The organism is Pseudomonas cerasi, assembly GCF_900074915.1.
In the GTDB taxonomy this organism is placed as follows: domain Bacteria; phylum Pseudomonadota; class Gammaproteobacteria; order Pseudomonadales; family Pseudomonadaceae; genus Aquipseudomonas; species Aquipseudomonas cerasi.
On the sequence record NZ_LT222319.1, the window covers coordinates 3,993,870 to 4,013,579 of the forward strand.

Consider the following 19,710-nt stretch of genomic DNA (forward strand, 5'->3'; position numbering starts at 1 on the left):
ACATGGGTTTTCTCGCCGGTAAGCGCGTCCTGATCGTCGGTGTCGCCAGTAAACTGTCCATCGCATCCGGTATTGCCGCCGCCATGCATCGTGAAGGCGCAGAGCTTGCCTTCACCTACCAGAACGACAAACTCAAGGGTCGTGTCGAAGAGTTCGCCGCAGGCTGGGGTTCGGGCCCTGAGCTGTGCTTCCCTTGCGATGTGGCCAACGACGAAGAGATCAACAAGGTCTTCGAAGAGCTGAGCAAGAAGTGGGACGGCCTGGACGTGATCGTTCACTCGGTCGGCTTCGCGCCTGGCGACCAGCTCGATGGCGACTTCACCGAAGCCACCACGCGCGAAGGTTTCCGCATCGCTCATGACATCAGCGCCTACAGCTTCGTGGCCCTGGCCAAGGCCGGTCGCGAAATGATGAAGGGCCGCAACGGCAGCCTGCTGACCCTGTCCTACCTGGGCGCAGAGCGCACCATGCCCAACTACAACGTCATGGGCATGGCCAAGGCCAGCCTGGAAGCTGGCGTTCGTTACCTGGCCGGCAGCCTCGGCCCGGAAGGTACTCGCGTCAATGCTGTATCGGCCGGCCCGATCCGCACCCTGGCCGCGTCAGGCATCAAGAACTTCCGCAAGATGCTGGCGGCCAACGAAGCGCAGACCCCTCTGCGCCGCAACGTCACCATCGACGAAGTCGGCAACGCCGGCGCGTTCCTGTGCTCCGACCTGGCGTCGGGCATCAGCGGTGAAATCATGTACGTCGACGGCGGCTTCAACACCACCGCGATGGGCAGCATGGACGAGTGATACGGTAAACGCCGCTCCTTGCGAGCGGCACTTTTCCGGACTCTAAAAGAAGGCCGCTCAATGAGCGGCCTTCTTTGTTTACGCGTTTCGAGCCTAGAACTTCTCGATCTTCGCCTTGCTTTCCAGCTGTGCACGGTACGCGGCGAAATCCTGCTGCCCCTCGCGGGAGGCGAGGAAGCGACGGTATTGTGCCTTCTCGGCGTCAGTCGGCGCAGCCGCCTGGTTGACGCCATTGAGACGGACGATCACGAAGCTGCCATCCGAAGCAGTGATGCTGGCGAATTCCGGCTTGTCCTTGCCTGCCGGCTTGGGCATGCGGAACAGCGTCTGCAGCACTTGAGGGTCAACCCCTTCCTGACTGCGAGTGACCGCTTCCATCATCTTCCAGTCACGACCGTCCTGCTTGGCAGCCAAAGGAATCTTGCCCTCACGCAGACCGGCCAGCAGCGCCTCGCCCTTGGCCTTGGCAGCTGCCGAAGCATGCTCCTTGACCAGTTGAGCGCGAATCGAGCTGGCAACGCTCTCAAGTGGCAACTGCTGCGGTTGCAGGTGCTCTTTGGAGCGCACCACCACAACGGTTTCCGGATCCAGCTCCAGCGTGTTGCTGTTGGCGCCTTCTTCCAGCACTTCAGGGCTGAATGCCGCCTGGATGACCGCACGGTTGGCCGTCAGGCCTTCGCCGCCCTCACGACCGAACGGTGCAGTGGTCTGAACCTTCAGGCCCAGGTCCTGTGCCGGCTGGGACAGGTCGGACGATTCGAACGCCGAGTCTTCCAGTTGCTTGGTCACTTCGACAAACTTCTGCTCGACCAGCTGCGATTTCAAATCGTTGGTCAGCTTGCCTTTCAGACTGGCAAAGGTCGGCACCGAAGGGGCTTCAACGCCCAGCAGCTTGATCAGGTGCCAGCCGAAATCGGTACGCACCGGCTGCGAAACCTGATCCTTGTTCAAGGCATACAGTGCCTCTTCGAAAGCCGGGTCATAGACACCCTTGCCTGCGTAGCCCAGATCACCGCCCTTGTTGGACGAACCAGGGTCCTGCGAGTATTCCTTGGCCAATGCCGCGAAATCCTCACCCTTGGCCAGACGCTGCTGAATTTCTTCAATCTTCGCCTTGGCCTGCTCGTCATTCAGCTTGTCGTTCACTTCGATCAGGATGTGTGCCGCACGACGCTGTTCGGACAGATTGGCGATTTCCTTCTGATAAGCCGCCTGCAGGTCCTCGTCCTTGACCTGCACCTTGTCGAAGAAGGACGACTTCTTCAATTCGATGTAGTCGAGTACGACCTGCTCAGGGCTCATGAACTCCTTGGCATGCTCGTCGTAATGCGCCTTGACTTCGTCATCGGTCACCTTGACCGCCGAGGTATCGGCAGGCAGGGTCAGCGACGCGAAATCACGGGTCTGCTTTTCGAGGCGTGCGAAGGCTTCAACCTGTGCGTCGGTTACAAAGGCACTGCCGGCAACACCTGCACGCACCTGACCGATGAGCATTTCCTGACCCAGCATCTGGCGGAACTGCAGACGGCTGTAACCCAACTGGCGAATCACCTGATCGAAACGGTCAGCGCTGAATTTACCGTCTACCTGAAATTCAGGCGTCTGCAAAAGCTGCTGATCCAGTGCCGCGTCGGAAAACGAGAACTTGGCATCCGCCGCGCCTTGCAGCAGCAGCTTGCGGTCGATCAGGCCCTTGAGCGCTGATTCGCGCAGCAGCTTTTCATCCAGCATGGAAGGATCGAAATCCTTGCCCAGCTGTTGCGAAAGCTGTTGAGCCAACTGGCGGCGCTGCATGTCGACAGCTTGGCTCAACTCATTCTGAGAGATGTCCTCGCCGTTGACTTCAGCCGCGTTCTGCTTGTTGCTGGTAGCGGTAAACATCGCTTCGATGCCGGTGAAGGCCATCAAGGCGATGATGAGTCCGATAATTGTCTTGGCAATCCAGCCTTGTGAATTGTCCCTGATGTTCTGCAGCATTGCGTCCCCCAAAACGGTTGTACTGACTAACCAACCGCGGAGCGTGGGTAGAAAGCGGATAGAAGAAAGGCGCATCCGAGGATGCGCCTTCTCGTAACTGACGAAGCGGTAGGGCTCGAACCCCTCGGTGTCGCAACCGAGTGCACCACCGCTCCGCTACTGGATCAGGACAGGCCCGATCCAGCGGGCAAAGGCATAGAGAGGCTTAGTTGACAGCTTCTTTAAGAGCTTTACCGGCTTTGAAACCTGGTTTCTTGGCAGCAGCGATTTCCAGCGTCTTGCCAGTCTGAGGGTTGCGACCGATGCGAGCAGGACGATCAGTCACGGAGAACGTACCAAAGCCAACCAAAACAACCGAGTCGCCAGCCTTCAGAGCGCCAGTGACGGATTCGATCACTGCGTCCAGCGCGCGGCCAGCAGCAGCTTTCGGGATATCAGCAGATGCAGCGATAGCATCAATCAGTTCCGACTTGTTCACTCTAAGTCCCCTTATCTCTATATTGAGTATGTTTCTAAGTTTTAGGTGTTAAGCAAAACGAGCGCTGGAAGGCTTGCCAGTGATTGCTTTAAAGAGCCGCTTTATAACAAGGGCTCTAAAAAGCTGTCAAGGAAGCCTGCCCAGACTTAATGCGTGCTAATTCTGTCCTTAGAGTCAGACTCGCGCTTCTCTTCCTTGGCGACCAGATCTGTAGCCACGTCCGGCAAAGGCTCCGGCGCGTATTGCAGCGCAATTTGCAGGACTTCGTCAATCCATTTAACGGGCTTGATCTGCAGATCCTGCTTGATATTGTCAGGAATCTCCTTCAAATCACGCACGTTTTCTTCTGGAATGATCACCGTCTTGATTCCGCCACGGTGTGCAGCCAGCAGTTTTTCCTTCAAACCACCAATCGCCAGCACTTGACCACGCAAAGTAATTTCGCCCGTCATTGCCACATCCGCACGCACAGGGATCTGCGTAAGCGCCGAAACAAGGGCGGTGCACATGCCCACACCAGCGCTCGGTCCATCCTTCGGCGTGGCGCCTTCCGGCATGTGGATATGCGTGTCGTGTTTCTCGTGGAAATCAGCTGGAATGCCCAGGCTACGGGCCCGGCTGCGAACCACGGTCTGGGCTGCGGTAATGGATTCGACCATCACATCCCCGAGCGAACCGGTCTTGATCAACTGGCCCTTGCCCGATACCACGGCAGCCTCGATGGTCAGCAATTCACCACCCACCTGCGTCCACGCCAGGCCGGTGACCTGACCGATCTGATCCTGCTGCTCTGCCAGCCCGTAGCGGAACTTGCGCACGCCCAGGAAGTGCTCGAGCATGTCGGCTGTGACCTGAACCGCGAAACGTTTTTCCATCGCGTGCTCTTTGACCGCCTTGCGGCAGACCTTGGCAATCTGACGCTCAAGCCCGCGCACGCCCGCTTCACGGGTGTAGTAACGGATGATGTCGCGGATCGCATCCTCATCAAAACTGATCTCGCCTTTCTTCAAGCCGTTGGCCTGAATCTGCTTGGGCGAGAGGTACTTGACGGCGATGTTGATCTTTTCGTCTTCGGTGTAGCCCGGCAGGCGAATGACTTCCATCCGGTCCAGCAAGGCTGGCGGAATGTTCATCGAGTTCGACGTGCAAAGGAACATCACGTCCGAAAGATCGTAGTCGACCTCAAGGTAGTGATCGTTGAAATTGTGGTTCTGCTCGGGATCAAGCACCTCGAGCAATGCCGACGCCGGATCGCCACGCATGTCGCTGCCCATCTTGTCGATTTCGTCAAGCAGGAACAGCGGGTTGCGAACGCCCACCTTTGTCATCTTTTGTATCAATCTTCCTGGCATCGAACCGATGTAAGTCCGGCGATGACCACGAATTTCAGCCTCGTCACGCACGCCGCCTAGTGCCATCCGCACGAATTTACGGTTGGTTGCGTTGGCGATGGACTCGGCCAGGGAGGTTTTACCCACACCCGGTGGACCTACCAGACACAGCACTGGGCCACGAATCTTCTTCACGCGCTTTTGCACGGCGAGGTATTCGAGGATGCGTTCCTTGACCTCGTCCAGACCGTAATGGTCGGCATCGAGAATCGCTTCGGCACGCGCAAGGTCCAGACGTACCTTGCTCTGCGCCTTCCACGGCACCTGAACCAGCCAGTCGATGTAGGAACGCACCACGGTCGCTTCGGCGGACATCGGCGACATCTGCTTGAGCTTGTTCAGCTCGGCATTCGCCTTGGTCAGAGCGTCCTTGGGCAGACCTGCGGCATCGATGCGCTTTTTCAGCTCTTCGATTTCGTTGTGGCCTTCGTCGCCATCGCCCAGTTCCTTCTGAATGGCCTTCATCTGCTCATTCAGGTAGTACTCGCGCTGGCTGCGCTCCATTTGCTTCTTAACGCGACCGCGAATGCGCTTTTCGACCTGCAGCAGGTCGATTTCGGCATCCAGCAAGGCCAGCACGTGCTCGACACGGGCTGACAGGTCGATAATCTCGAGTATTTCCTGCTTCTGCTCGATTTTGAGCGCCATATGCGCGGCCATGGTATCAACCAGGCGACCAGGCTCATCGATGCTGTTAAGCGACGACAGGACCTCTGCGGGGACCTTCTTGCCCAGTTGCACATACTGCTCGAATTGAGCCAGCAGGCTGCGCACGAACACTTCGGATTCACGGTCCGGTGCATCGACTTCGTCGATCAGCGAGACGTCTGCGCGGTAGTGGCCATCGACTTCGATAAAACGCTCTACCGAACCACGCTGCTCACCTTCGACCAGCACCTTGACGGTGCCATCGGGCAGCTTGAGCAATTGCAATACGGTGGCAATGGTGCCGACGCTGTACAGAGCCTTTTCATCAGGATCGTCGTCAGCCGGGTTTCTTTGCGCGAGCAGCAGGATCTGCTTGTCGCCTGTCATTGCCGCTTCAAGGGCTTCGATAGACTTCTCGCGCCCCACGAACAGCGGGATAACCATGTGCGGATAAACCACGACATCACGCAATGGCAAGAGAGGCAATTCAATAGTGGTCTTCATGATTTCGCCTCTACGGCGGCCAATTGGCCGGGACAGATGGAATTAGCTTGAAGCCAAGATGGGGGTAGCGTCAGAAAAAAACAAGCTCTAGAGGCGCGACCCGCCAAGATCAGTTTCTTCATACAAAACGAATGAACAGCTTAAAAATGCAAAAGGGGACCAAAAAGGCCCCCTTCAGTATTACTTCACACGCATATGAACACGCGTTTATGCGTCGGGAGCAACCTTGGCAGGCGGCTCGTTGTTTTCGTAGATCAACAACGGCTTGGACGTTCCATCGATAACGCTTTCGTCGATCACCACCTTGCTCACATCGCTTTGCGACGGGATTTCGTACATGGTGTCGAGCAGCACGCCCTCGAGGATCGAACGCAGGCCACGGGCACCGGTCTTGCGCTCCAGCGCGCGACGGGCAACCGATTTCAGCGCATCGGTACGGAACTCGAGGTCCACACCTTCCATCTCGAACAGCTTGGCGTACTGCTTGGTCAGTGCGTTCTTCGGCTCGGTGAGGATCTGTATCAACGCAGCCTCATCCAGCTCGTCCAGCGTTGCAAGCACCGGCAGACGGCCCACGAACTCGGGAATCAGACCGAACTTGACCAGATCGTCAGGTTCGACTTCACGCAGCGACTCGCCGACCTTCTTGCCCTCCTCCTTGCTGCGAACCTCGGCGTTGAAGCCGATGCCGCCACGGGTGGAACGGTTCTGAATGACCTTTTCCAGGCCCGAGAAGGCGCCACCGCAGATAAAGAGGATATTACGCGTGTCCACCTGCAGGAATTCCTGCTGCGGGTGCTTGCGACCACCTTGAGGCGGAACGGAAGCCACGGTGCCCTCGATCAGTTTCAGCAAGGCTTGCTGCACGCCTTCACCGGACACGTCACGAGTGATCGAAGGGTTGTCGGATTTGCGCGAAATCTTGTCGATTTCGTCGATGTAGACAATACCCATCTGGGCCTTCTCGACATCGTAATCACATTTCTGCAACAGCTTCTGGATAATGTTTTCGACGTCCTCACCCACATAACCGGCTTCGGTCAGGGTGGTGGCGTCAGCGATGGTGAACGGTACGTTGAGCAGGCGAGCCAGAGTTTCGGCCAGCAACGTCTTGCCGGAACCCGTAGGTCCGATCAGCAGGATGTTACTCTTGCCCAGTTCGACGTCGTCGTTCTTCTTGTCACGCTGATTCAGACGCTTGTAGTGGTTGTACACCGCTACTGCGAGAACCTTTTTGGCACGTTCCTGACCGATTACATACTGGTCAAGGATGCCGCTGATTTCTTTTGGCGAAGGCAATTTATGCGCGCTGCTTTCGGCCTGGGCTTCCTGCACCTCCTCACGGATGATGTCGTTGCACAGGTCGACGCACTCGTCGCAGATAAAGACCGAGGGGCCGGCAATCAATTTGCGCACTTCATGCTGGCTTTTGCCACAGAAGGAGCAATAGAGCAATTTGCCGTTGTCCTCGCCGTTGCGGGTGTCAGTCATTCGATCGATCCAATCCGGTAGGCTTGCAACACAAGATGAAGGCTATTGCGGGCTTTTTCAAGTCCGCAGGCGGTCGGTTGTCCCGACCCCCTACATTTTGAGCCGCTTAGGCAGGCATTTGACGCTTGTTGATCACCGAGTCGATCAGGCCGTATTCGGCTGCACGCTCTGCGCTCATGAAGTTGTCACGCTCGGTATCGCGCTCGATGGTTTCGAGGCTCTGGCCGGTGTGATGAGCCAGCAGCGAGTTGAGACGATGACGAATGTGCAGGATTTCCTTGGCATGGATGTCGATGTCCGACGCCTGCCCCTGGAAACCGCCCAGCGGCTGGTGAATCATCATTCGCGAGTTGGGCAGGCAGTGACGCTTGCCTTCTGCACCACCGGCCAGCAGGAATGCACCCATGCTGCAAGCCTGACCGATACAGATGGTCGAAACGTCCGGCTTGATGAACTGCATGGTGTCGTAGATCGACATGCCTGCAGTCACCGAACCGCCCGGCGAGTTGATGTAGAGATGGATATCCTTGTCCGGGTTTTCCGCTTCAAGGAAAAGCAGTTGCGCCGCGATAAGGTTGGCCATGTAGTCCTCTACCGGACCAACCATAAAGATGACTCGCTCCTTGAGAAGGCGCGAGTAGATGTCATAGGCGCGTTCGCCACGGGCGGACTGCTCGATAACCATCGGGACCAGGCCGCCAGCGGCCTGGATGTCAGAGTTCTGCTGAATATAAGAATTGCGGGACATGTCCTGCATTCACTCCCAAATAGTCGAGTCTTGAATACGCACAAGCCAGCGCGAAGGCTGGCTTGTGGGTGTTTTCGCACGAAAAGAGAAATCAGTCGGCTTTTGGAGCTTCCACCGGCTTGACAGCTTCTTCGTAGGAGACCGATTTGTCGGTCACGCTAGCTTTCTGCAAAACAGTATCTACAACTTGCTCTTCAAGCACAACAGAACGTACCTCGTTCATTTGCTGCTCGTTCTTGTAGTACCAGGCAACGACCTGCTCAGGCTCCTGATAGGCAGAGGCCATTTCCTGAATCATTTCGCGAACGCGAGCATCATCAGGCTTGAGGTCGAACTGCTTGACGACCTCGGCAACGATCAGACCCAGCTCGACGCGGCGCTTGGCCTGCTCTTCGAACAGCTCTGCCGGCAGCTGGTCAGGCTTGATGTTGCCACCGAACTGCTGAACGGCCTGCACACGCAGACGGTTGACTTCGTTTTCCAGCAGCGCCTTGGGCACTTCGATCGGGTTGGCGGCCAGCAGACCGTCCATGACCTGATTCTTGACCTTGGACTTGATCGCCTGACGCAGCTCGCGCTCCATGTTCTTGCGAACTTCGGTGCGGAAGCCTTCGATACCGGTTTCCTTGATACCGAACTGCTTGAAGAACTCTTCGTTCAGCTCAGGCAGCTTTGGCTCGGAAACGGTGTTGACGGTCACGGTGAACTCGGCAGCCTTGCCGGCCAGCTCGAGGTTCTGATAGTCCTCTGGGAAGGTCACGTTCAGAACGCGCTCTTCACCGGCCTTGGCGCCAACCAGGCCGTCTTCGAAACCCGGGATCATGCGGCCGGAACCCAAAACCAGCTGGGTACCGGTAGCGGAACCGCCAGCGAACACTTCGCCGTCGACCTTGCCGACGAAATCGATGTTCAACTGGTCTTCGTTCTGGGCAGCACGATCAGCCACTTCGAAACGAACGTTCTGCTTGCGCAGCACTTCAAGCATGTTGTCCAGATCGCTGTCGGCCACGTCGGCAGACAGGCGCTCTACGGAGATGCTATCGAAGCCGGCAACGGTGAATTCCGGGAATACTTCGAAAGTAGCCACGTATTCCAGATCTTTGCCTTTTTCGAACGACTTGGGCTCTACAGCAGGAGCACCAGCCGGGTTCAGCTTCTGCTCAACCACAGCTTCATAAAAAGTAGCCTGAATCAGATCGCCCAGTGCTTCCTGACGTGCGCCGTCCTCATAACGCTGACGAATCACGCTCATAGGCACCTTGCCAGGGCGGAAGCCCGGGATCTTGGCTTTGCGCGCGGTCTGTTGCAGACGCTTGTTGACTTCGGTCTCGATGCGCTCGGCAGGCACGCCAATTGTCATGCGGCGCTCAAGAGCGGAAGTATTTTCAACAGAAACTTGCATGGATATTCCTCGTTGCACAGACGTTAGCCGGCCGTTTCCGACCCCAGAATCAAGGGCATGCATTCTAGTGGGTCAAACTCAAGAAGTCACCCTACTGAAAAAGGGCGGGTTAACAAGAAGGAATCGGCCTGCAGCCGGAGGAGAAAGGAAAACACCTCGCATCACTCGCGACGTGTCTGGCACGGCCCCTATATAAGGAAGCATCTGCACCGGACGATGACCGAATCCATCTGCATAGCACGCCTCGATCGACCGACGGCGACAGGGCCGACGGACCAGCGAGGCGATGGAACGAATACGCCAAAACAAAAAAAAGCCGCACTAGGCGGCTTTTTTTGTACCTTTTTGCAACCGAAACACTGATAGTCGGCTACATTTATCCTGGTGCGGACGGAGAGACTCGAACTCTCACACCTTGCGGCGCTGGAACCTAAATCCAGTGTGTCTACCAATTCCACCACATCCGCATTTCAGACTTTTAAAGCAAAGGCGCCAGACTATGAATCTGGCGCCCTTCTTAATATGGGGTGGACGATGGGGTTCGAACCCACGACCGCAGGAGTCACAATCCTGTGCTCTACCAACTGAGCTACGCCCACCATATTGCGCGTGACGATAAAACTTACTTGCTGTGCCAAAGCTGCCTTAAATGGCGCACCCGGCAGGACTCGAACCTGCGACCATCCGCTTAGAAGGCGGATGCTCTATCCAGCTGAGCTACGGGCACTTATATAATTTGTATTCTTGCGATAACAAACTAAAAGGCTTTCAATCACACCGAGCTGATTTGCAACTCTGCCTGACCTAATCAACCAGTGCTAGCTTAACCAGTGCTGGGCTCTGCCCGGCAAGTGCGACGAATCTTATAGACGGCCCCTGGGGTCGTCAACCTTTTTTTGAAAAAAATTCAGCTAGATAAAGGAGTTAGCGGAATATCCAATGCATGCGCCTTTGCCCTCGCGCCATGTCATGCGAGAATGCGCGCTCATTTTATTTCCTCTCGATGGTTAATCACGCGTCATGACTGCAAAACTAATCGACGGCAAGGCGATCGCCGCCAGCCTGCGCCAGCAGATCGCCAAACGTGTCGCCGAACGTAGCCAGCAAGGTCTGCGTACGCCGGGCCTCGCGGTGATTCTGGTCGGCAGCGACCCCGCGTCCCAGGTCTATGTCTCTCACAAGCGCAAGGACTGCGAGGAAGTCGGCTTTATCTCCCAGGCCTACGACTTGCCCGCTGAGACCACTCAGACCGCACTGACCGATCTGATCGACCGCCTCAATGAAGACGCCGCTGTCGACGGCATCCTCCTGCAATTGCCTTTGCCAGCCCATCTGGACGCATCGCTGCTGCTGGAGCGCATCCGCCCGGACAAGGACGTGGACGGTTTCCATCCTTATAACGTGGGCCGTCTCGCCCAGCGCATCCCGCTGCTGCGCCCGTGCACCCCAAAAGGCATCATCACCCTGCTGGAAAGCACCGGTGTCGACCTGTACGGGCTGGATGCCGTCGTCGTCGGTGCGTCCAACATCGTCGGTCGCCCAATGGCAATGGAACTGCTGCTGGCGGGCTGCACCGTCACGGTGACCCACCGTTTCACCAAGGATCTGGCAGGCCATGTAGGTCGTGCCGATCTGGTGGTGGTTGCCGCCGGCAAGCCAGGCCTTGTCAAAGGCGAATGGATCAAGCCAGGTGCCATCGTCATCGATGTCGGCATCAATCGCCAGGAAGACGGCAAGCTGGTAGGCGACGTGGTTTACGAGACCGCCCTGCCCCGCGCCGGCTGGATCACTCCGGTTCCGGGCGGCGTTGGCCCCATGACCCGCGCCTGCCTGCTGGAAAACACGCTGTACGCCGCAGAAACCCTGCACGACTGATCAGCCTGCAGCAATAAAAAACGGCACCTTCTAGGTGCCGTTTTTTTTACCTCGACAAAACCTTACTTCTTGCCAGCCTCCCAGCTTTTCAGCAGGTCAGCGTAGGCGATGGTTTCACCCTTGGGTTTCTCGTTGGCCAGTTTGCGCTGTGGCGCGAGGAATTTGCCGTTGCTCTCTTCGGCCTTCTTGTACCAGGCTTCCGCAGTGGTTTCCGGATTCATCTTCGGCGCACACTTGCTGGCTTCCTGAACCTTGGAACGCTCAATGCGCGTCATGATTGCATCCTGGTCCTTGGCCAGACCGTCGAGGGCCTCCTGCGCAGTCTTCTCGCCAGTGACCGCCTCGGCCACATGGCTCCACCACAGCTGTGCCAGCTTCGGATAGTCAGGCACGTTGGTGCCGGTAGGCGACCATTGAACGCGGGCCGGGCTGCGATAGAACTCCACCAGACCTCCCAGCTTGGGCGCCAGCGCGGTCATCTCCTTGGAGTTGATGTCCGACTCGCGAATCGGCGTCAGGCCGACGATGGTTTTCTTCAGCGAAACGCTTTTCGAGGTCACGAACTGCGCATACAGCCAGGCGGCCAGACGCTTTTTCTCGTCGGACGACTTCAGGAACGTCCATGAACCCACATCCTGGTAGCCAAGCTTCATGCCTTCCTTCCAGTAAGGGCCTTTCGGCGAAGGCGCCATGCGCCACTTCGGCGTGCCGTCAGCATTCATTACCGGCAGGCCCGGCTTGGTCATGTCGGCGGTAAAGGCGGTGTACCAGAAAATCTGTTGCGCGACGTTACCCTGCGACGGCACCGGCCCGGATTCGGAGAAGGTCATGCCCGCCGCTTCCGGCGGCGCATAGGCTTTCAGCCAGTCGATGTATTTCTGCGTAGCGAACACTGCCGCCGGGCCGTTGGTGTCGCCACCGCGGGTAATGCTGGAGCCGACCGGATGGCAGTCTTCGACGCGAATACCCCACTCATCCACCGGCAGACCGTTAGGCAAACCCTTGTCGCCGCTGCCGGCCATGGAGAACCAGGCATCGGTGAAACGCCAGCCCAGTGACGGGTCTTTCTTGCCATAGTCCATGTGCCCGAAGACTTTCTTGCCGTCGATCTCCTTGACGTCTTCGCTGAAGAACTTGGCGATGTCCTCGTAAGCCGACCAGTTGACCGGAACGCCCAGTTCATAGCCGTACTTGTCCCTGAATTTCTTTTTCAGGTCGGGACGTTCGAACCAGTCGGCACGGAACCAGTACAGGTTGGCGAACTGCTGGTCAGGCAGTTGATAAAGCTTGCCATCCGGAGCAGTGGTAAACGAGGTGCCGATGAAGTCTTTCAGGTCCAGCGTCGGCGACGTGACTTTGCTGCCTTCCGGACTGGCCATCAGATCCGTCAGAGACAGGGCCTTGCCGTAGCGAAAGTGCGTACCGATCAGGTCCGAGTCGTTGACCCAGCCGTCGTAGATACTCTTGTCCGACTGCATGGCGGTCTGCAGCTTTTCGATGACATCACCTTCCTGCAGCAAGTCATGGGTGACTTTGATACCGGTGATTTCGGTGAACGCCTTGGCCAGGGTCTTGGACTCGTATTCATGGGTGGTCAGGGTTTCCGACACCACCTTGATGTCCATGCCACGAAACGGCTTGGCAGCTTCGATGAACCGCTCCAGCTCTTTCAACTGCTCGGCATCGGAAAGCGTGCTCGGCTTGAACTCGCTCGCCGCCCACTTCTTCGCCGCATCTTCGTACTGATCCGCCCATGCCGACACGCTCAACCCGCTGAGCATGATCATGGTTGCCAGCGTCACGCTATGTTGCAGCTTGTTTTTCTTATTGAACATAGTCATCTCCAGATTGCTTTCATGTAGTCCCGCTTTTTTCAATACTGCCGACCGGATCACCCCGGCAACCACGCCCGGCCGCCCTCTAACCCCAACGCATCACCACCAACAGCCACACCAGGGAAGCCCCAGAAGCGATCCAGATGCTCCAGTCCGTCGCGCCGATCACCAGCAAATGCAGATAAGCGCTACCTAAAAGCCCAATGAAAAGACGGTCGCCACGCGTGGTGGCAATCGGCAGAAAACCGCGGCGCTCGATACTTGCCGAGCGCAATTCCCATACGGTCATTCCTGCCAGCAGCAGCGCAATGCTGATAAAGAAGGCCGCAGTGGGCAGTGTCCAGGACATCCACTCCATTTTTTCGACTCCTCAGACACGACCAAGAGCAAAGCCCTTGACCACATGGTTGCGAACGAACCAGATCACCAGCATGCCCGGCAGAATGGTCAACACCCCTGCCGCCGCCAGCACCCCCCAATCGATACCCGATGCCGAGACGGTGCGGGTCATCACCGCAGCGATCGGCTTGGCGTTCACTGACGTCAGGGTGCGCGCCAGCAACAGCTCGACCCAGGAGAACATGAAGCAGAAAAACGCGGTGACACCGATACCCGAGCCAATCAGTGGAATGAAAATCTTCACGAAAAACTTGGGAAAGCTGTAACCGTCTATGTAGGCCGTTTCATCGATTTCCTTGGGAACACCGGACATGAAACCCTCCAGAATCCACACGGCCAGCGGAACGTTGAACAGACAGTGCGCCAGTGCAACGGCGATGTGCGTGTCAAACAGGCCGATGGACGAATACAGTTGGAAAAATGGCAGCAGGAAGACTGCCGGTGGTGCCATGCGGTTGGTCAGCAGCCAGAAGAACAGGTGCTTGTCGCCGAGAAAACGATAGCGTGAAAACGCATAGGCTGCCGGCAGTGCGACGCTCAGCGATATCACGGTATTGAGGCACACGTAGTACAGCGAGTTGAGGTAGCCGCTGTACCAGCTCTCGTCAGTGAAGATCACCTTGTAGTTGGCCAGGGTGAAATCCTGCGGCCACAGGGTCAGGCCACCCAGGATCTCGGTATTGGTCTTGAACGACATGTTGATCAGCCAGTAGATCGGCACCAGCAGAAACAACAGGTAAATCCACAGCGGTATGGTTTTGCGCAGACTCATGACCAGCCCCTCAATTCTTTTCGCTGTGAGTCATGGCGGTGTAGAACACCCATGACACCAACAGAATGATCAGGAAATACACCAGCGAGAACGCGGCCGCAGGCCCCAGGTCGAACTGCCCGAGCGCCATGGTGGTCAGGGTCTGACTGAGGAAAGTGGTGGAGTTGCCCGGCCCGCCACCGGTCAGCACGAACGGCTCGGTGTAGATCATGAAGCTGTCCATGAAGCGCAACATCACCGCGATCAGCAGCACGCTTTTCATCTTCGGCAACTGGATGTGCCGGAAGATCGCCCAACCGGACGCACGATCGATGCGTGCCGCCTGGTAATACACATCCGGAATCGCCCGCAACCCTGAATAGCAAAGCAAGGCCACCAGCGAGGTCCAGTGCCATACATCGATGACCAGCACCGTCACCCAGGCATCCGAGGCATTGGCGGCGTAGTTGTAGTTGATGCCCAGCACGTTGTTCAGCGTGTACCCCAGCAAACCGATATCACCACGGCCGAAGATCTGCCAGATCGTGCCGACCACGTTCCACGGGATCAGCAGTGGAATGGTCATCACGATCAGGCACAACGACGACCAGCGCCCTTTGGTCGGCATGGTCAGGGCAATCGCGATACCCAGCGGGATCTCGATCAGCAGTACACAGCCCGAATAAATGAACTGACGCAGCAGCGAGTCATGCAGACGCGGGTCCTGCAGGACCTGCCGGAACCAGTCAGTGCCGACGAAATAGCGGCTGGACTGGTCGAAGATGTCCTGCACCGAATAGTTGACCACAGTCATCATCGGGATAATCGCGCTGAATGCCACCAGCAGAAACACCGGCATCACCAGCCACCAGGCCTTGTTGTTCTGAACCTTACGCATGGGACACCTCACTGGCAGGGCCGGCTTCGATCAGGTAATCATCTGCATAGAGCATCAGCCATTGCCCCGGAAAGCTGATCCAGGCCCGGCCTTGCGGCACCGGTTTGTCTTCCTGCAGCCGCACCTTCAGCAGTTGCCCGCCCAGTTTCAGGGTGATGATCTTGTAGGTGCCGAGGTCTTCCACATAGGTCACGTCGGCACACATCGCATCGTCGTAAGGTCCGTCCCAGACATGAACGAACTCGGGACGAATGCCTGCTTTCAGACTTTTCCACGGTGTATTGGCGAGCCGTTGCTGCAACGACTCAGGCAGCGGCAGGTGAATATCCGCAAAACCGACCCCGCCCGGCTGCGGCGTAACTTCAATCAGATTCATCCCCGGGCTGCCGATGAAATAGCCGACAAAGGTGTGCGACGGCTTCTCGAACAGCTCCCGCGGCGTGCCGAACTGGACGATCTGACCGCCATACATCACGGCGATCTTGTCGGCGAAAGTCGACGCCTCCAGTTGATCGTGAGTGACGTAGACCATGGTGATATTGAACTGCTCGTGGATCTGCTTGAGCTTGCGCCGCAGTTTCCACTTCAGGTGTGGGTCAATCACAGTCAACGGTTCGTCGAAGAGGATCGCCGACACGTCATCGCGCACCAGCCCGCGACCCATGGAGACTTTCTGCTTTTCGTCCGCGCTGAGGTTGCGCGCTTTCTTTTTCAGCAGCGGCTGCAGGTCCAGGACATCGGCAATTTCGTTGACCTTGATGAGAATCCGCGCCTCGTCCAGGCCCTGATTGCGCAACGGAAAGGCCAGATTATCGAACACCGTCATGGTGTCGTAGATCACTGGAAACTGGAAAACCTGAGCGATGTTGCGACGCTCCGGGGGCAGCTCATTGACTACTTTCGAGTCGAACAGCACCTGGCCCTGCGACGGACTGAGCAGACCGGAAATGATGTTGAGCAGGGTTGACTTGCCACACCCGGAAGGCCCGAGCAGCGCGTAAGCACCACCCTGCTCCCAGACGTGGCTCATCTCGCGAATTGCATAGTCGTCAGGACCAGGCTTGGCACTGTAGCTGTGCGCAAGGTTCTGCAAGCGGATCTCGGCCATCAGGCAACCCTCGCCATACGCAGGCCCGGCGCCTGAATCAGGCCGCCCTGCTGATCGAATACAAACAATTTGTGGGTCGGGATGTACACCCGAATCGCCGCATCGACGTCATAGGCATGCACGCCTGGCAGATGCAGGACCAGCGAGAACAGCTCGTTGCGCACATGCAGGAAGGTTTCCGAACCACTGATTTCCGCCAGCTCGACGGTGACCGCCAGTTCCAGATCGTCATCGTTGGACGGCACCAGGCTCAAATGGCTGGGGCGCACGCCGAAACGATACTCGCCGTCGCCGACAGCCCGCAGGTCGACGTTGAGCGGGAAATGCACGAAGTTGGCGAAGCTGACTTCATTGCCGTCTATACGGCCCGGCATGAGGTTGATCGGCGGTTCGGAGAACAGCTCGGCGGCCAGCACAGTCGCGGGTCGATGATAGACCTCAGGGGTCTTGCCGCTCTGCACCACCCGCCCTTCATGCAGGATGGTGGTGGTGCCGCCCAGCGCCAGCGCTTCATTGGGCTCGGTAGTGGCGTAGATGGCGATGGTATGGCGAGCGGCGAACAGCTCACGCATTTCCTGGCGCAGCTCTTCGCGCAGCTTGTAATCGAGGTTGACCAGCGGTTCATCGAAGAGGATCAGCTCGGCGTCCTTGACCAGCGCTCTGGCCATCGCGGTGCGCTGCTGCTGCCCACCGGACAGTTCGAGGGGGTGGCGTTGCAGGAATTTTTCGATGCGCAACATCTTCGCGGTTTCCTGCACCCGGCTGTGGATCACATCTTTGGACAGACCGGCCTGACGCAGCGGCGAGGCGATGTTTTCGAACACCGTCATGCTCGGGTAATTGATGAACTGCTGATAAACCATCGAGACGTTGCGCAGACGAACCGGACGATGGGTGACATCGACCCCGTTCATCAGCACTCGCCCGCTGTCCGGCTTGTCCAGCCCGGCCATCAAGCGCATCAGGCTGGTTTTGCCGGACAGGGTGCGCCCCAGCAGAACGTTGAATGATCCCGGCTCAAAGCTCAGGGAGGCGTCGTCGATCCAGACCTGGCCATCGACGGCGCGACTGACATGCTCCAGCGTGAGTGACATGGCGTGCCCTTTGTTGTTTTTTTCTTAAGGGTGAATGCGTGACTGTTTGCAGATAGCGACATTCGTGCCAGCTCAGGCGGATCGCCGGTGAAGCCCGAAACAGAGCGTTCGCCCGTATTCAGGGGACGAAACGCCTTTCACAGCTGAACAATAATGAACAGAAAATACTGAACACTTGAACAAAATGAACATTGACTTTGAACAAAACTGAACGACACTGGACGGACGTTGCGGGCAAGGATGGTCACGCCGACGGGACCTAAAAACAAAAACAATACGTCATATTCGCAGGCATCCTCATGTCTCAAACCAGCGCTTCGCTTGCTCACGACATCATCATTCAGGACTCATGGACCCGCTGCCGGGACTTCGGCCTCAGTCATCAGACGCGCCCCTCATTCGGCCAACTGCCGGGGGCGGAGGTTTCCAGGCTGCTGGAGCGCCATCGCGGACTGGTACAGACCACCCATCAGGAGGTCCTGCCGGTCTACGAAAACATTCTCAGCAACTCCAGCTGCCTGATTCTTCTGGCCGACCCTCAAGGTCAGTTGCTCAAGTCCTGGGGTGCGCAACGCTTCGTCGAATCGTCCCAGGCTCAGGGCTTCATGCCCGGTGCCAGCTGGAGCGAACGCGGCACGGGCACCAACGCCATCGGCACGGCGCTGGCCTGCGAACAGGCCATCCATATCGAACCGGACGAGCATTTCCTCAAGGCCAATCGCTTCATGACCGGTTCGGCCTCACCGATCTTCGACGCCGACAGGCGCATCATTGCCGTGCTGGATGTGTCCAGTGACAGCTTCCTGCCACCCTCGCACACGCTGGGCATGGTCAAAATGATGAGCCAGTCGGTGGAAAACCGCCTGATCCTCGACCAGTTCCGCGATTCCCACTTCCAGTTGATCTTCAATACCGGTCTGAACAACCTCGACAGCCAATGGGCTGGCCTGCTGATTTTTGACGAAAGCGGCCAGATCCTGTGCGCCAATCGGCGTGCCGACGCCCTGCTGGGGAAGACTCCGGCCGGCGCCAGCATCGAGACGCTGTTCAAATGTCCGATCCTGCAATTGCTCAGCGAGACCGAAGCGCGTCCGTTTGCATTGCATGCATTTGGCAACAATCGCTTTCAGTGCCTGCTCAAGCGGCCGACCCGCAAGCCGCTCAAGCTGCACAGCGTACAGCCAGTTCAGGCACCCGTGGCGCCGCAGAGTCTTGACCTGAAGGCGATCAGCCTGGGTGATGCAAAAATCGAAAAAGCCGTGCGTCAGGCGCAGCGGCTGCTGGAAAAAGACATTCCGCTGCTGATCCACGGGGAAACCGGGGTCGGCAAGGAAGTGTTTGTCAAAGCCCTGCATCAGGCCAGTGCGCGCGCCGGCCAGCCTCTGATCGCCGTCAACTGCGCAGCGATCCCGGCCGAACTGGTCGAGGCCGAGCTGTTTGGCTATGAAAGAGGCGCCTTCACCGGGGCCAATCAGAAGGGCAGCATCGGCCTGATCCGCAAGGCCGACAAAGGCACGCTGTTTCTCGACGAAGTGGGCGACATGCCGATGCCGGTACAGGCGCGGCTGCTGCGCGTGCTTCAAGAGCGCTGCGTTCAGCCACTGGGCAGCAGCGAGTTGTATCCGGTCGACATACGCCTGATTTCAGCCACCAACCGAAGCCTGCGCGATCAGGTCCAGGCGGGGCTTTTCCGCCAGGATCTTTATTACCGGATCAGCGGCCTGAGCATCGAACTTCCTCCCCTGCGCGAGCGGACTGACAAGCATGCGCTTATCCAGCGAATCTGGGAGCGGCACCGTGATGCCCATCAGCGTGCAGGCTTTTCCAGAGAGGTACTTGAGTTATTCGAGCATCACCCTTGGCCGGGTAATCTGCGCCAGCTCAACAGTGTGATTCAGGTGGCGCTGGCACTGGCCGACGAACAGCCGATCGGCACTGACCATTTGCCCGAGGACTTTCTGCTCGATGCACAGGTGAATGAGGAATGCCCTATCCCGGCCAGAACTCAGGAATCGGCCACGCGCCTTCACGCGACCGAGGATCTCGGCCAATTGTTTCAAGCGGCAGGCGGGAATATTTCACAGTTGGCCAAACGTCTGGGCGTCAGCCGCAACACACTGTACAAGCGGTTGCGGGAACAGCGGATCGTTTAGTGTTCGACGCTCGGCAGGCCGAGCATCGAGGACAGGACGCGGAGCGTCCAGAACAGCATGCCCACGCGGAGCGTGGGCACGATAGTCTTCCGGGTCATTATCGTTCCCATGTTCCGCGTGGGAATGCACTTCATGACGCTTCGCGTCACCCAGCCGCCTTA

General features: G+C 57.7%; 15 protein-coding genes and 3 tRNA genes. 3 read left to right on the forward strand and 15 right to left on the reverse strand.

What is annotated here, in order from left to right; genetic code table 11:
* Positions 1-2 precede the first annotated feature (2 nt).
* Entirely contained in the window at positions 3-797 is a 795-nt protein-coding gene (fabI, locus tag PCPL58_RS20165; RefSeq protein WP_065350273.1) for an enoyl-ACP reductase FabI, read from the forward strand.
* 93 nt (positions 798-890) lie between these two features.
* On the opposite strand, the gene PCPL58_RS20170 is transcribed toward fabI, so the two are convergent.
* From PCPL58_RS20170 to PCPL58_RS20210, 9 genes are all read right to left on the reverse strand, one after another.
* Positions 891-2,774: a SurA N-terminal domain-containing protein gene (locus tag PCPL58_RS20170; protein WP_065350274.1), complete on the reverse strand. Its 1,884-nt coding sequence runs from the start codon at positions 2,772-2,774 to the stop codon at positions 891-893.
* Positions 2,775-2,979: 205 nt separating this feature from the next.
* Positions 2,980-3,252 carry an HU family DNA-binding protein gene (locus PCPL58_RS20175; protein WP_002552737.1) on the reverse strand — a complete coding sequence of 91 codons (273 nt, stop codon included), beginning with the start codon at positions 3,250-3,252 and terminating at the stop codon, positions 2,980-2,982.
* A 146-nt stretch (positions 3,253-3,398) separates the two neighbouring features.
* Positions 3,399-5,795 carry an endopeptidase La gene (gene lon, locus PCPL58_RS20180; RefSeq protein WP_003368560.1) on the reverse strand — a complete coding sequence of 799 codons (2,397 nt, stop codon included), beginning with the start codon at positions 5,793-5,795 and terminating at the stop codon, positions 3,399-3,401.
* Between the two features lie 207 nt (positions 5,796-6,002).
* Positions 6,003-7,286 carry an ATP-dependent Clp protease ATP-binding subunit ClpX gene (gene clpX / locus PCPL58_RS20185; protein ID WP_003368559.1) on the reverse strand — a complete coding sequence of 428 codons (1,284 nt, stop codon included), beginning with the start codon at positions 7,284-7,286 and terminating at the stop codon, positions 6,003-6,005.
* Positions 7,287-7,392: 106 nt separating this feature from the next.
* The gene (gene clpP / locus PCPL58_RS20190; RefSeq protein WP_002552734.1) at positions 7,393-8,034 is read right to left on the reverse strand and encodes an ATP-dependent Clp endopeptidase proteolytic subunit ClpP; all 642 of its coding nucleotides are present in this window, start codon (positions 8,032-8,034) and stop codon (positions 7,393-7,395) included.
* A gap of 91 nt (positions 8,035-8,125) precedes the next feature.
* Entirely contained in the window at positions 8,126-9,436 is a 1,311-nt protein-coding gene (gene tig / locus PCPL58_RS20195) for a trigger factor (RefSeq protein ID WP_003315274.1), read from the reverse strand.
* A gap of 382 nt (positions 9,437-9,818) precedes the next feature.
* Positions 9,819-9,903, reverse strand: a tRNA-Leu gene (locus PCPL58_RS20200).
* A 56-nt stretch (positions 9,904-9,959) separates the two neighbouring features.
* A tRNA-His gene (locus PCPL58_RS20205) sits at positions 9,960-10,035 on the reverse strand.
* A 51-nt stretch (positions 10,036-10,086) separates the two neighbouring features.
* Positions 10,087-10,163: transfer RNA gene (locus PCPL58_RS20210), tRNA-Arg, on the reverse strand.
* A 293-nt stretch (positions 10,164-10,456) separates the two neighbouring features.
* On the opposite strand from PCPL58_RS20210, the gene folD reads away from it, so the two are divergent.
* A complete protein-coding gene (gene folD / locus PCPL58_RS20215) occupies positions 10,457-11,311 on the forward strand; it encodes a bifunctional methylenetetrahydrofolate dehydrogenase/methenyltetrahydrofolate cyclohydrolase FolD (RefSeq protein WP_003368557.1) in 855 nt (284 codons plus the stop codon).
* Between the two features lie 62 nt (positions 11,312-11,373).
* Here the strand turns inward: folD and PCPL58_RS20220 are convergent, their stop codons facing one another.
* The 6 genes from PCPL58_RS20220 to PCPL58_RS20245 form a co-directional block, all read right to left on the reverse strand.
* Positions 11,374-13,146 carry an ABC transporter substrate-binding protein gene (locus PCPL58_RS20220; protein ID WP_065350275.1) on the reverse strand — a complete coding sequence of 591 codons (1,773 nt, stop codon included), beginning with the start codon at positions 13,144-13,146 and terminating at the stop codon, positions 11,374-11,376.
* A gap of 85 nt (positions 13,147-13,231) precedes the next feature.
* Positions 13,232-13,504, reverse strand: a complete 273-nt coding sequence (locus PCPL58_RS20225; protein ID WP_003415748.1) for a DUF2160 domain-containing protein — start codon at positions 13,502-13,504, stop codon at positions 13,232-13,234.
* A 12-nt stretch (positions 13,505-13,516) separates the two neighbouring features.
* Positions 13,517-14,317: a carbohydrate ABC transporter permease gene (locus PCPL58_RS20230; RefSeq protein WP_004414065.1), complete on the reverse strand. Its 801-nt coding sequence runs from the start codon at positions 14,315-14,317 to the stop codon at positions 13,517-13,519.
* Positions 14,318-14,327: 10 nt separating this feature from the next.
* The gene (locus tag PCPL58_RS20235; RefSeq protein ID WP_002552729.1) at positions 14,328-15,194 is read right to left on the reverse strand and encodes a carbohydrate ABC transporter permease; all 867 of its coding nucleotides are present in this window, start codon (positions 15,192-15,194) and stop codon (positions 14,328-14,330) included.
* Positions 15,187-16,302 carry an ABC transporter ATP-binding protein gene (locus PCPL58_RS20240; RefSeq protein ID WP_065350276.1) on the reverse strand — a complete coding sequence of 372 codons (1,116 nt, stop codon included), beginning with the start codon at positions 16,300-16,302 and terminating at the stop codon, positions 15,187-15,189. Before PCPL58_RS20240 ends, PCPL58_RS20235 begins: the two co-directional genes overlap by 8 nt.
* A complete protein-coding gene (locus PCPL58_RS20245) occupies positions 16,302-17,396 on the reverse strand; it encodes an ABC transporter ATP-binding protein (RefSeq protein WP_004414069.1) in 1,095 nt (364 codons plus the stop codon). The genes PCPL58_RS20240 and PCPL58_RS20245 overlap by 1 nt, the downstream gene beginning before the upstream one ends.
* A gap of 299 nt (positions 17,397-17,695) precedes the next feature.
* On the opposite strand from PCPL58_RS20245, the gene PCPL58_RS20250 reads away from it, so the two are divergent.
* Positions 17,696-19,549 (forward strand): sigma-54-dependent Fis family transcriptional regulator, encoded by a 1,854-nt coding sequence (locus PCPL58_RS20250; protein ID WP_065350277.1) that lies wholly within the window; start codon positions 17,696-17,698, stop codon positions 19,547-19,549.
* Positions 19,550-19,710: the final 161 nt, after the last annotated feature.